This window comes from Mesorhizobium sp. M7A.F.Ca.AU.002.02.1.1 (assembly GCF_003998535.1).
In the GTDB taxonomy this organism is placed as follows: Bacteria; Pseudomonadota; Alphaproteobacteria; order Rhizobiales; family Rhizobiaceae; genus Mesorhizobium; species Mesorhizobium ciceri.
Genome location: NZ_RZPB01000122.1, coordinates 1 through 11543, shown reverse-complemented (window position 1 = coordinate 11543; position 11543 = coordinate 1). Strand labels below are relative to the sequence as shown.

At 63.3% G+C, this 11543-nt stretch carries 15 protein-coding genes and 1 pseudogene; 11 read left to right on the top strand and 5 right to left on the bottom strand.

The genetic code is table 11. The features are described from left to right. Positions 1-28: 28 nt before the first annotated feature. The 4 genes from efp to EN879_RS10565 form a co-directional block, all read right to left on the bottom strand. Positions 29-595 carry an elongation factor P gene (gene efp, locus EN879_RS10580; RefSeq protein ID WP_013529127.1) on the bottom strand — a complete coding sequence of 189 codons (567 nt, stop codon included), beginning with the start codon at positions 593-595 and terminating at the stop codon, positions 29-31. A gap of 174 nt (positions 596-769) precedes the next feature. Then, entirely contained in the window at positions 770-1810 is a 1041-nt protein-coding gene (locus EN879_RS10575; protein ID WP_013529128.1) for a tetratricopeptide repeat protein, read from the bottom strand. Between the two features lies 1 nt (position 1811). After that, positions 1812-2459, bottom strand: a complete 648-nt coding sequence (locus EN879_RS10570) for a thiamine phosphate synthase (protein ID WP_063169203.1) — start codon at positions 2457-2459, stop codon at positions 1812-1814. Between the two features lie 134 nt (positions 2460-2593). Beyond that, positions 2594-3511 carry a DMT family transporter gene (locus EN879_RS10565; RefSeq protein ID WP_027162529.1) on the bottom strand — a complete coding sequence of 306 codons (918 nt, stop codon included), beginning with the start codon at positions 3509-3511 and terminating at the stop codon, positions 2594-2596. Between the two features lie 135 nt (positions 3512-3646). Here EN879_RS10565 and EN879_RS10560 point away from each other — a divergent pair, with 135 nt between their 5' ends. The 3 genes from EN879_RS10560 to EN879_RS10550 all read left to right on the top strand — a co-directional run bounded on the left by EN879_RS10560 (position 3647) and on the right by EN879_RS10550 (position 5809). Next, positions 3647-4126 (top strand): Lrp/AsnC family transcriptional regulator, encoded by a 480-nt coding sequence (locus tag EN879_RS10560; RefSeq protein WP_063169202.1) that lies wholly within the window; start codon positions 3647-3649, stop codon positions 4124-4126. 65 nt (positions 4127-4191) lie between these two features. Next, positions 4192-4920, top strand: coding sequence for a class I SAM-dependent methyltransferase (locus EN879_RS10555; protein WP_024502917.1), 729 nt, complete (start codon positions 4192-4194; stop codon positions 4918-4920). Positions 4921-5038: 118 nt separating this feature from the next. Then, positions 5039-5809, top strand: coding sequence for a sulfite exporter TauE/SafE family protein (locus tag EN879_RS10550; RefSeq protein ID WP_127274046.1), 771 nt, complete (start codon positions 5039-5041; stop codon positions 5807-5809). Positions 5810-5843: 34 nt separating this feature from the next. Here EN879_RS10550 and EN879_RS10545 read toward each other — a convergent pair whose 3' ends face one another. Beyond that, on the bottom strand, positions 5844-6395 hold the full coding sequence (locus EN879_RS10545; protein WP_063169201.1) for a hypothetical protein: 552 nt from the start codon (positions 6393-6395) through the stop codon (positions 5844-5846). A 332-nt stretch (positions 6396-6727) separates the two neighbouring features. Here EN879_RS10545 and EN879_RS10540 point away from each other — a divergent pair, with 332 nt between their 5' ends. The 8 genes and pseudogenes from EN879_RS10540 to EN879_RS10505 all read left to right on the top strand — a co-directional run. Continuing rightward, on the top strand, positions 6728-7108 hold the full coding sequence (locus EN879_RS10540; RefSeq protein WP_013529135.1) for a hypothetical protein: 381 nt from the start codon (positions 6728-6730) through the stop codon (positions 7106-7108). 396 nt (positions 7109-7504) lie between these two features. After that, the gene (locus EN879_RS10535) at positions 7505-8038 is read left to right on the top strand and encodes a DUF1465 family protein (RefSeq protein ID WP_013529136.1); all 534 of its coding nucleotides are present in this window, start codon (positions 7505-7507) and stop codon (positions 8036-8038) included. A 75-nt stretch (positions 8039-8113) separates the two neighbouring features. After that, positions 8114-8623, top strand: coding sequence for a crossover junction endodeoxyribonuclease RuvC (gene ruvC / locus EN879_RS10530; protein ID WP_063169200.1), 510 nt, complete (start codon positions 8114-8116; stop codon positions 8621-8623). 61 nt (positions 8624-8684) lie between these two features. Further along, positions 8685-8936 (top strand): AbrB/MazE/SpoVT family DNA-binding domain-containing protein, encoded by a 252-nt coding sequence (locus EN879_RS10525; RefSeq protein WP_013529138.1) that lies wholly within the window; start codon positions 8685-8687, stop codon positions 8934-8936. A gap of 2 nt (positions 8937-8938) precedes the next feature. Further along, the gene (locus tag EN879_RS10520) at positions 8939-9352 is read left to right on the top strand and encodes a type II toxin-antitoxin system VapC family toxin (RefSeq protein WP_013529139.1); all 414 of its coding nucleotides are present in this window, start codon (positions 8939-8941) and stop codon (positions 9350-9352) included. Between the two features lie 15 nt (positions 9353-9367). Then, a complete protein-coding gene (gene ruvA / locus EN879_RS10515) occupies positions 9368-9988 on the top strand; it encodes a Holliday junction branch migration protein RuvA (RefSeq protein WP_013529140.1) in 621 nt (206 codons plus the stop codon). Positions 9989-10031: 43 nt separating this feature from the next. Then, positions 10032-11069: a Holliday junction branch migration DNA helicase RuvB gene (gene ruvB / locus EN879_RS10510; RefSeq protein ID WP_063170357.1), complete on the top strand. Its 1038-nt coding sequence runs from the start codon at positions 10032-10034 to the stop codon at positions 11067-11069. 160 nt (positions 11070-11229) lie between these two features. Continuing rightward, positions 11230-11543: pseudogene (locus EN879_RS10505) on the top strand (metallophosphoesterase); the annotation flags it as partial.

Here is an 11543-nt window from a genome sequence, read left to right as displayed (position 1 = left end):
GAACCGGGCCACTGTTGGGGGACATGCGTCAGTCGGCGCGGCGCACGTAAGTGATTTCGTTGGTGTCGACGATGATGCGTTCGCCGGCGCCGATGAAGGGCGGCACCAGGACGCGGATGCCGTTCTCCAGGATCGCCGGCTTGTAGGACGATGCCGCCGTCTGGCCCTTCACCACCGGGTCGGCCTCGGTGATGGTCAGCGTCACATAGTCGGGCAGCGAAATGCCGATCGGCCGCTCTTCGTAGAGTTGGACCGTTACCATCATGCCGTCCTGCAGGAAGGCGGCGCGATCGCCGACGAAGTCCTTGTTCAATTCGAGCTGCTCGTAGCTCTGGGTGTCCATGAACACCAGGGCGTCTTCCTGCGCGTAGAGGAAGGAAAAATCCTTCAGGTCGAGCCGGATCTGTTCGACCGTCTCGGCCGAGCGGAAGCGCTCGTTGAGCTTGGTGCCGTTGATGAGGTTCTTCAGTTCGACCTGATTGTAGGCGCCGCCCTTGCCAGGCTTGACGGTGTTGGTCCTGACCGCCACCCAAAGGCCGCCATCATGCTCGATGACATAGCCGGGACGGATTTCGTTGCCATTGATCTTGGCCATGATGAGATGATCCGGAATGATGCCTACGGCCACGCCGTCGGTAAGGGATATTCGCTGGGAAAGCGATTTCGGGCTCCCAAGACCACAAATCGCCAGAAGAGGCAAGGGAGCGGGCAGGTTGGTGCCAGGCGAGGGCAGCCGAGGCGACACTCGCAATGACCGCGCGGGCCGCCGTCAAGGCAGCCGGTTGGCCTTCTGCAGCGCCTGCTTGGTCTGGTCGTCGTCCAGCCCCTGCAGGAAGTCGTCCATCTGCGGATCGATGAGGCCGGCGCGGCGGGCAATGATGTACCAGGCACCGGCAAGGACCAGGTCCGGATCGGTGCCGATGCCTTGCATATAGAGCTTGGCCAGGCGGTTCTGGGCGGCAACATTGCCGCCCTCCGCCGCCTGCTTCATCCAGCCGAAGGCGGATTTCAGGTCGCGCGCACCGCCGCGGCCTTCGATCATCCAGGCGGCGAGATCGATTTGCGCGGTGTCGTAGTTCTGCCTTGCGGCCTGCGCCAGCAGGCGCCTTGCCTGGGCATCGTCGCGTGGCTTGCCGCCGACACCGTTGGCGTAGATCTGCGACATTGCATATTGCGCGTCCGCGAGGCCGGTCGCAGCGGCGCGTTCATAGTAGGAGACCGCCTTGGCCATACCGGCGTCGCCGGGGTCCTGCTGGACCAGCATCTGCGCGAAATTGAATTGCGCCAGCCGGTTGCCGGCTTCGGCTGCGGCCTGCATCAGGGCGTAGGCCTCTTTTCCATCCTTTTTGACATAGCGGCCGTCGAGCAGCATCAGCGCATACTGGAACTGCGATTCCGGCACACCCTGTTCGGCGGCCAAGGCGTACCATTTCGCCGCCTGCGCCGAATTGACCGGTACACCGAGACCTCGCGACAGGATCTCGGCCACCAGGGTCTGCGCCGCCGGGTCGCCGTTTTGCGCCCGGACCAATGCCAGATTGTAAGCTGTCTTGTAGAGGCCGCGCTGGAAGGCGCCATAGGCCGCGTCGGCGGGTTTTGCGCCGAAGCGGTCGGGATTGACGGCGTCGGCCGACGGCAGCGGCGCAGGCTCGGCCGTGGTGGCGGGCTGCGGCAACGGCTTGTCGATCGGCTTATCGGTGTGGACGCCGATTTCCGGCTTGGGCTGCGGCAAGGGGATGGTCTCCGCGGCCGCCGCCTGGACCATCAGCACCGCAAGCAGAGCCTGGAGGGGAAGCGTCGCCGATGACATTTCAGTCCTCGAAACGCGGCGCAGTCTCGTCGAGCAGCGCGTTGGCGGTGGCGACCGCTGTCCTGGGGTCGGTGCCGTCGGCGAACACGGCGCTCGACAGCGCCACGAATTCAGCGCCGGTGGCGCCCACGGCTTCGACCGAGGCGATGTCGGATCCGGCCATGACGATGCAAGGGATCTGGATCATGTCCGCCCACCATGCGCCGAGCGACAGGTTGCGCGGGTGCGGTTCGGGCTTGTTGTCGTAGCCGAAGCGGCCGAAGAAAATGTAGTCTGGCCGCGTCTCGCCAAGCTCGAGCGCGTCGTCACGCGTCTTGGCGCCTCCGGTGCCGACCATCATCTTTGCCTGGGAATGCTCGATTGTCTCGGCGAGTTCGGCCTTGGAGACTTCGACATGGATGCCGTCGGCCTGGACGCGGCCGGCTATGCGGGTGTCGCCGGCGATGATGACAGCAACGCCGGCGGCTTGCGCTGCCGGCACGATCCGTTCGGCGAAAGCCTGGAACGAGGCTTCATCCATGCCGTTCTCGGGCAGGATCAGCGAAGCGACATCGCCACCATCGAATGCCGTGACAATACGGGCCGCCGGCACGCCGGGCGGCGCGATCAGCACGATGCGACAGCGATTGGGGGGCGTTGCTTCATTCATGGTTCTTCGGGTCCCGCGTTTCGCCTATGCCGGGCGAAGATGGTTGGATTGCGGCATAGAGCAAAGTGCCCGCCTTGAACAGGCGGGCAGTCGGGATCGCGATGTTTGATCCGCCGGGCAGCCGGCGGGCCGCTTCACTTGATCGGGTGCGGGCTCGCGACGGGCGGTTTGCCCTTCCACAGCGTCCAGCCGAGATTCATGCCGGCGGCGGCGATCAGGATGGCGGTGGCGCCGACGACCTGGCTCAGATGCAGCCGATGGCCGAAGGCGACGACGTCGACCAGGATGGCGACGACGGGATAGATGAACGACAGCGATCCCTGCAGATGCGTCGGCAGCTTCTGGATGGCGCCGTACATCAGTATGTACATCAGGCCGGTGTGGACGATGCCGAGCGTCGCCAGCATGGTCCAGCTCCAGGCATCGGCTGGAAGCCGGGATAGATTGGCGAACGGCGCCAGCATGACGACGCCGACGCAGACCTGTATCAGCGCAATCAGATGCGGTGGCGTGCCCTTGAGCTTCTTGGTGACGATGGCGGCGACGGCCCAGAAGAAGGCCGCGCCCAATGCCATGACGATGCCGGTGAAATAATCCGTGCCGGCCATGCCGGCATTGGGGCCGGCATCGGGAGCCGACTGCACGATCAGCACCATGCCGGCGAAGGCGATGGTCAGCCAGGTCAGCTTGGTCAGGCTCAGCCGCTCGGCGAAGAAGAGCGCGCCGAAGCCGACCAGCATGAAGGGCTGCGTGTTGTAGACGGCGGTGGCGATCGAGATCGACGCGCGCGAGAAAGCGCTGAACAGCAAAAGCCAGTTGACGACGATGGCGACGCCGCCGAGCGCGGCGATGCCGATGATGCGCAGCGACAGCCTGTTGCGCAGCAACCCCAGCCCGGCGCAGATGATGAGCAGCGTCAGCGCGCCGAAAGCGCAACGCCAAAACACCACATCCATGATCGGCTGGCCGGACAGGACGACGAACCATCCGATCGTTCCCAGGATGGCCATTGCGGCGGACATTTCGACCGTGCCGCGTACTGTCTCGTTCACAACAAACCTCCTTATCGGTTGAGCCGCCATAATCTCATGCGGTCGCGAAGCTTTCCATCAGATTGGAAAGGGTGTATGGCCTATTGGCCTAATTATATTAGGAGAAAGCTCCAAGCTGTCGGGAAAAGGAAAAAGATGCTGGACGATCTCGACCGAAATCTCCTTGAAATCCTGATCAAGGATGCGCGGACCTCGCTGAAGGAGCTGGCCGCCCAGGTCGGGCTGTCGTCGCCAAGCGTTTCGGAGCGGCTGCGACGACTCGAGGAGCGCGGCGTCATCCGGGCGTTCACCGTCGAGATCGATCCGCTCGCGCTCGGCTATACCTTGCAGGCGATCGTGCGCATCCGGCCTCTGCCGGGCAAGCTGCACATCGTTCAGAAGCTGATCGAGGACATCCCCGAATTCGGCGAATGCGACAAGGTAACGGGCGATGACTGCTTCGTCGCCCGGCTGTTCGTACGCTCGATCGGCGATCTCGACGGGATTCTCGACCGTATCGCCGACAAGGCGGAGACAAGCACCGCCATCATCAAGGCGCAGCCGATCCGGCGGCGGCCGCCACCGCTCGACGCGGCTGCTTCTCGGGATAGGGCAAAGGTCTTGCATGCCTCCTGATCGAGCCGGGTGGAAAGCCGGTGGCCGCTTGGTTAGTGTGCCGACCAAATGAGACCGAGACTGTCATGGCGCAGAACATATACGACCGTGAGGATTTCTTCGCAGGCTACAGCCAACTCGGCCGTTCGGTCGAAGGGCTGGAGGGTGCCGCCGAGTGGCCGGCAATGCGCGCGATGCTGCCCGATGTCGGCGGCTTGAGGGTCGTCGATCTCGGCTGCGGCTTCGGCTGGTTCTGCCGCTGGGCACGCGAGCATGGGGCGGCGCAGGTGCTTGGCCTGGACCTGTCGGAGAAGATGCTTGCCCGAGCAAGGGCCGCCGGCCCGGATGCAGGGATAAGCTATGAGACGGCCGATCTCGATCGGCTCAGCCTGCCGGAAGCCAGCTTCGATCTCGTCTACAGTTCGCTCGCCTTGCACTATGTCGAGGATGTGTCGCGTCTGTTCGGGACCGTGCATCGGGCCCTGGCGCCTGGCGGGCATTTCGTCTTTTCGACGGAACATCCGATCTTCATGGCGCCGACCAAACCCGGCTGGGTGATCGATAGCGAAGGCCGAAAGACGTGGCCTGTCGACCAGTATCTGGTGGAAGGACCGCGCAGCACGGACTGGCTGGCCAAGGGCGTCGTGAAACATCACCGCACGATCGGCACCACGCTCAACGCTCTCCTGCAGGCCGGCTTCACCATCGCGCATGTCGAGGAGTTCCGTCCGACATCAGAGCAGATCGCGGCCAAACCCGAACTGGCGGAAGAGCTCGAGCGGCCGATGTTCCTGCTGGTCTCGGCGCGTCGGTAGGCACAGGCCTGCGTCGGCCCGCATGTGCAGCCGCCACGCTCATATTTGCTGTCGCTCCGCCCGACATTCTGGGCTATTCAAGCGTCGACACGCTTTCCCTCCGGACCAGTCCCCTCCCATGTCAGGCCTGCTTCTCGATCCGTGGTTCTATGCGGCCGCCATTCCGGCGGTCATTCTGGTCGGCCTGTCGAAGGGCGGCTTTGGCGGTGCCGTCGGTTTCGTCGGCGTGCCGCTGATGGCGCTGACCATGCCGCCGGTGCAGGCGGCGGCCATCCTGCTGCCGATCCTGTGCCTGATGGACATCGTCTCGGTGTGGACGTGGTGGGGCGTTTACGACCGCAAGATGCTGGTCGACATGATGCCGGGCGCCGTCATCGGCATCGGCCTTGGCTGGCTTACGGCGGCACTGGTGACCGAAGAGGCGGTGCGGCTGATCGTTGGCGCCGTCGCCATCATCTTCGTCCTGCGCTGGCTCTATCTGCAGTTCCGCCACGGCGCCGATCACGCGGCCGCGCCCAACCGCGCGGCCGCCGCCGTGTGGGGCACGGTCGCCGGCTTCACCAGCTTCGTTGCCCATGTCGGCGGTCCGCCCTTCCAGGTCTATGCCTTGCCGATCCGTCTCGATCCGAAAGTTCTGTCGGGCACCGCAGCGATCTTCTTTGCCGCCACCAACGCGCTGAAGCTGGTGCCCTATTTCGCGCTCGGCCAGTTCGACACCGCCAATCTGACGGCATCGGCGGTGCTGATGCCGCTGGCGCCGCTGTCGACCATCGCCGGAGCGTGGCTGGTGCGCCGCATGCGGCCGGAAACCTTCTATCCCTTTACCTACGCAACCGTCGCGGTCGTGGCGCTGAAGCTGCTGTGGGATGGCATTGTCGGCCTGATGTAGAAAGGCCGCCGCGCAGCCGCCCCGTCATTAGGGGTCAGGCGGCGCTTGGCACCAGACGACGGTTGCCGCCAAAAGCCAGTGTCGCGCCGACCATAACGACCAGCACCATGCCGGCAAGGATGCCGATGTCATGCACGGTCGGTTTGAGCACCATGTCCGCAATGATCACCAGCATCACCGCATAGTCGAAACGTGCCGCGCTCATCATGCGCTGGCCGATGGCAAGAACCTCTGGCGTGACGCCCTCTTTGGCGATCATTGCGCCCATGCGCTCCCCGGTCGGCTTGAAGATGAACATGCCGATCGAAAAGGTCGTGGCGTATCCCGCCAGGCCGATGAGTACCCACAAATCGGAGAAGCCGACCCAGAACCAGCACATGATGAGGCCGAAGATCAGCGTCAGCATCGACATCGGCGCAAAGAACCTGCCGCCCAGCTGACCGCTGGCGCGCATTGCCTGCAGCTTTTCCTCGATGTTGCCCGCGCGCTCGGCAAGCATGCCCAGCAGGAACAGTACGAAGCCGCCGTCGACCCACAGAATGGCGGTAGTGACGTGGAGGAATTTGACGATCGAGTACCAGTCCATGGGTTGCTCCTGCAGTGTCCGGTCAGGTTTGCGGCGGCGCCGATTTGCGCCGGCCGTCAGAGGAGCGGGCGTTTAGCGTGGCGCCTGTTTCGGAACGATGTCGCGAAAAATCCGGCTCTGTTTCAGCTTACGGCCAACGCGCGAGGTCGCAGATTGTGAACGCATTATCTGATTTTCTGCTAATGTACGAATCGTCGGGAGGGGGTTGGCGCGACATCGTCTGGATACGCTGCCGATATTAGTGCGCCAATGCCGGGAGCCCGGTGGCGACAACAATCGCCTGACGATCAACCCATTCCCGCAAGCGGGAAAAGGCAATTCGGGGGACCATTATGCAAGGGATAGCACGGAATTTCTTCACGCTGGCCATCATCTATTCGCTGTGCGGCATGGCGCTCGGCCTGTACATGGCGATCAGCCAGGATCACGGCCAGATGCCGACCCACGCCCACACGATGGTGGCCGGATGGCTGATGTCGGCGGTCTTCGCCTTCTTCTACCATTTGTTTCCGGCAATCGGGCAGAAGACGCTCGCCACAGTTCATTTCTGGCTGACGGCGGTCAGCGGCATCGGCCTGCTGATCGGCCTCTATTTCCTGCTTGCCGGCAATGCCGCGATCGAACCGCTGGTGGCGGCCTCCTCGATGGGCTTCTACGCAGCCATGCTGCTGTTCGCCTTCATCGCCTTGCCGGCGGTCTGGAAGACCGCTTGACCGAGCCTGACGCAGGAGATGCTGTGCTGTTACGGCACAGTATGGCGGCGTTCGGTCAAAAAACATCCGCACCGTTAAGGCTTCATTAAGCTTTACAGGTGTTTACTATGTCCATCCAGTGATCTGGATTCTTACCGAGTGGTTGGAGCCACTTTGTTTGACGCCTCCCTGTTAAACTCCTGAGAGCCGCCTTATCCGCGGCTCTTTTTTTGTCTCGATTTCTCTTTTTTGTCCGCACCCCAGCGGGGCCGCCCGACAGGGGTGCCGTTAACCTTCTGTTAAACATGTGCTTGCCTTCACCGGTGACGAAGCGCATTTTCAAGCTTCAGTCAGATAGGGTTCCGGGTGTATCGGCAGGGAGCCGAATCGGCCGGTTGCAAGTGCAGGGGCGTATCAATGAACGAGCCTTCGAAGGGCAGTGCGAAAACCGTCAAGCTGGCGGAACGCCGGGTTTTCTCGCAATCCTTCAAGCCGCTTTACCAGGAAGGCATGGGTCTGGTCGAACAGGCCGCCGAATATCTCGACGGCAAGGGCCGGGCCGAGGCGAAGAAGCTGTCGCGGCTGGCCGCCACGCTCTACGCGGCCGAATCGATGCGGCTGACCACCAGGCTGATGCAGGTTGCCTCCTGGCTGCTTTTGCAGCGCGCCGCCAATTCCGGCGAGATGACCCGTGACCAGGTGGCATCGGAAAAGTCCAAGGTGCGCCTCGACACCGCTTCCGCCCATGACGAAGCCGCCGGTTGGGCCGAACTGCCCGAGGATTTCCTCGACCTCGTCACCCGCTCGCTGCGCCTGCAAGCGTTGGTGCGCCGCATGGACGACGAGATCTATGGCTCCGGCGCCATGGTCGACATGCAACCGATGGCTCGCCGCCCCAACCCGGTTTCCGACCAGATCAGCCTGCTCAACACGGCTTTCGCTCGGGGTTAGACCGCGGTCCGCCTTCTGTTTCCGGTTTGTTCACATTTCGCTGGCATCGCTGTCCGCCGGAGGTAAACTCGGCAAATGGCGGAAGCGATTCGCATCATCGGTATCGATCCCGGGCTTCGGCGCACCGGCTGGGGCATCGTCGAAAGCCTCGGCAATTCGCTGCGCTTCATTGCTTCCGGCACTGTGAAATCAGACGATAAGGCCGCGCTGGCAACGCGGCTGTGCCAGCTGCATGACAGGCTTGCCGAAGTCCTGCATGCCGCCATGCCGCACGAAGCGGCGGTCGAACAGACCTTCGTCAACAAGGACGCGGTGGCAACGCTGAAGCTCGGTCAGGCACGCGGCATCGCCATGCTGGTGCCGGCGCGTGCCGGCCTCGTCGTTGCCGAATATGCGCCTAACGCAGTCAAGAAAGCGGTGATCGGCGTCGGCCATGGCGACAAGAAGCAGATCCACATGATGGTGAAGGTGCTGTTGCCGAAAGCCATTTTCGATACCGAGCATGCCGCCGACGCGCTCGCCATCGCCATCTGCCACGCGCATCACCGGCAAAGCGTGGCCTACCGGATGGCACTCGCTGGATAGAGATGTTCTTGACTTGTTCACCGGGTTGGAATAATCCTTACTTGTAAGAAAGGGGTGTTTCATGCGTGTGACGAGCAAAGGTCAAGTGACAATCCCACGGGATCTGCGGGAGACATTTGGGATTGGCGCCAACAGCGAAGTCATCTTCGGCATCGAGGGCGGCAAGATCACGATCACGCCGAAGCATGACAAGGGGCGGTTGGCCGACCGCGAAAGACTCGATCGTTTTCTTGCTGCGCTCGATCGGCTTGAGGGCAGCGGCGATCAGACAATGAATGCCGATGCCGTCATGGCTTTGACCCGGGATCGCTAATCTTGGCGACGCTTGTCGACACCAACGTGCTTGTCGATATCGCCGTTCGCGATCCCGTCTGGTCAAAGTGGTCGTGGTCCAAAATGGTGTCTGCCCTCGAGCAAGGCAGCCTGGTCATCAATCAGATTATCTACGCCGAGTTTTCGATGCGCTATGAGGCGATAGACGATGTCGATGATGCCTTGCCTGAAGACGAGTTCCGGCGCGAAAGTCTCCCGTTCGAGGCGGCCTTTGCTGCGTCGAGAGCGTTCTCGGTCTATCGGCGGTTGGGCGGACCTCGAGAGAAGGTGATGCCCGACTTCTTGATTGGGGCTCACGCTGCCATCCGAGGCTATCCCATTCTTACTCGCGATCCCGCAGGTTTCAGAAAGTACTTTCCAGATGTCGAGCTCATCACGCCCGATACTCATCCCTAACGGGGATTGCGTCCAATGATCGGCAAGCTCAAGGGCACGCTGGACGAGGTCGACGAGGATCATTGCCTCGTCGATATCCATGGCGTCGGCTACGTCGCCTATTGTTCAGCGCGCACGCTGGCGGCGCTGCCTTCGCCCGGCGAAGCGGTGGTGCTGTTCATCGAGACCTATGTCCGCGAGGACATGCTGCGGCTCTACGGCTTCCAGTCAGTGCTGGAACGCGAGTGGTTCCGGCTGCTGATGAACAATGTTCCCGGCGTCGGCGCCAAGGTGGCGCTGGCCATCCTGTCGACGCTGGCGCCGGCCGACCTCGCCAATGCGATCGCGCTGCGCGACATCGCCATGGTTTCTCGCGCACCCGGCGTCGGCAAGAAGGTGGCCGAGCGCATCGTCACCGAACTGAAGAACAAGGCGCCGGCCTATGCCGGAACCGCTTCGGGCACCATCGGCCTGAAACAGGAGCTCGGCGACGGCGTGGCATCCGCGCCGATCACCGACGCGGTCTCGGCGCTGGTCAATCTCGGCTATTCGCGCGACACGGCCGCCAATGCGGTGGCGGCGGCGCTGAAGACGGCGGGCGAGGATGCCGATGCGCCGAAGCTGATTCGCTTCGGGCTGAAGGAACTTGCGCGGTGAGCCGCCGCTTGTTCAGCCCCTTGCCGTGTGCAAGGAAGGCGGCATGAGCCTGTCGCCCCGCTTGATTGCCCCGGAAAAACGCGGCGAGGATGCCGAGCAGACCTTGCGGCCGCAGACGCTCGACGATTTCGTCGGCCAGGCGGCGGCGCGGGCCAATCTCAAAGTGTTCATCGAGGCTGCCAAGAGCCGCAGCGAGGCGCTCGACCACGTGCTGTTCGTCGGGCCGCCTGGTCTCGGCAAGACGACGCTGGCGCAGATCATGGCGCGCGAGCTCGGCGTCAATTTCCGCTCGACCTCCGGCCCGGTCATCGCCAAGGCCGGCGATCTTGCCGCGCTGCTGACCAATCTCGAGGAAGGCGACGTGCTGTTCATCGACGAGATCCATCGGCTGAGCCCGGCGGTGGAGGAGATCCTTTATCCGGCGATGGAGGATTTTCAGCTCGACCTGATCATCGGGGAAGGCCCGGCGGCGCGCTCGGTCAAGATCGACCTCGCCCGCTTCACGCTCGTCGCCGCCACCACGCGGCTTGGCCTGCTGACCAATCCGCTGCGCGACCGTTTCGGCATTCCGGTACGGCTCAATTTCTACACGGTCGAGGAGCTGGAGCAGATCGTGCGGCGTGGCGCGCGTATCCTGCAAATGCCGCTCGGCAACGACGGCGCGCTGGAGATCGCGCGGCGCGCGCGGGGCACGCCACGCATCGCCGGCCGGTTGTTGCGCCGTGTGCGCGATTTCGCCTCGGTGGCCGGCGATGGCCATGTCGACCGCAAGATCGCCGACGAAGCGTTGACCCGGCTGGAAGTCGATGCGCTCGGCCTCGACTCGCTCGACCGCCGGTACCTCAGCATGATCGCGCGCAATTTCGGCGGCGGGCCGGTCGGCATCGAGACGATCGCCGCAGGCCTGTCCGAACCGCGCGATGCCATCGAGGACATCATCGAGCCTTATCTGATCCAGCAGGGTTTCATCCAGCGCACGCCGCGCGGCCGCATGCTGACGGCCAATGCCTGGCGGCATCTCGGCCTCGACGCGCCGAAGGATCTGGCGCAACAGCAGATCAACCTGTTCCAGGAAGAATAGCGCTCAGGCCGATCAGGCGCAGGTTCCGGGCCGACAAAGGATCTGTGAGCGGCCTGCGCAAAATATCCTCGGCTTCGCCGGTTTGCCGGCGCATTCGTCGGCTCTGGTGGCGGTGCCATCCCGGGGCAATCTCGCTCCGATGGTTTGCCGGAGCCACGCAATGATCACCAGACGCGGGTTCCTGCGCTTCATCGGCGGGTCGATTCTGTCGGTTGCCGCGCTCAGCGCCTATGCGGCCGGCATAGAGCCGATGCTGCTGACGCATGTGAAACGCTATGCGCTAACGCCGCCGCATTGGCCTGATGGCCTGAAGCTGCGCATCGTCGCGCTTGCCGATATCCATGCCTGCCGGCCATGGATGACGCCGGAGCGGATCGCCTCACTTGTCGAAGACGCGAATGCCCTGCAGCCGGACGTGATCGTCCTGCTCGGCGATTATATCGCCGGCATGCCGTTGGTGACCGGCCCGGTGAC

Coding starts and splice junctions, on each gene's coding strand:
- ruvC (WP_063169200.1), top strand. CDS start 8,114: ATGGCGGAAGCGATTCGCATCATCGGTATCGATCCCGGGCTTCGGCGC.
- ruvA (WP_013529140.1), top strand. CDS start 9,368: ATGATCGGCAAGCTCAAGGGCACGCTGGACGAGGTCGACGAGGATCAT.
- EN879_RS10560 (WP_063169202.1), top strand. CDS start 3,647: ATGCTGGACGATCTCGACCGAAATCTCCTTGAAATCCTGATCAAGGAT.
- EN879_RS10550 (WP_127274046.1), top strand. CDS start 5,039: ATGTCAGGCCTGCTTCTCGATCCGTGGTTCTATGCGGCCGCCATTCCG.
- efp (WP_013529127.1), bottom strand. CDS start 595: ATGGCCAAGATCAATGGCAACGAAATCCGTCCCGGCTATGTCATCGAG.
- EN879_RS10545 (WP_063169201.1), bottom strand. CDS start 6,395: ATGGACTGGTACTCGATCGTCAAATTCCTCCACGTCACTACCGCCATT.
- EN879_RS10525 (WP_013529138.1), top strand. CDS start 8,685: ATGCGTGTGACGAGCAAAGGTCAAGTGACAATCCCACGGGATCTGCGG.
- EN879_RS10575 (WP_013529128.1), bottom strand. CDS start 1,810: ATGTCATCGGCGACGCTTCCCCTCCAGGCTCTGCTTGCGGTGCTGATG.
- EN879_RS10535 (WP_013529136.1), top strand. CDS start 7,505: ATGAACGAGCCTTCGAAGGGCAGTGCGAAAACCGTCAAGCTGGCGGAA.
- EN879_RS10570 (WP_063169203.1), bottom strand. CDS start 2,459: ATGAATGAAGCAACGCCCCCCAATCGCTGTCGCATCGTGCTGATCGCG.
- EN879_RS10540 (WP_013529135.1), top strand. CDS start 6,728: ATGCAAGGGATAGCACGGAATTTCTTCACGCTGGCCATCATCTATTCG.
- EN879_RS10555 (WP_024502917.1), top strand. CDS start 4,192: ATGGCGCAGAACATATACGACCGTGAGGATTTCTTCGCAGGCTACAGC.
- ruvB (WP_063170357.1), top strand. CDS start 10,032: ATGAGCCTGTCGCCCCGCTTGATTGCCCCGGAAAAACGCGGCGAGGAT.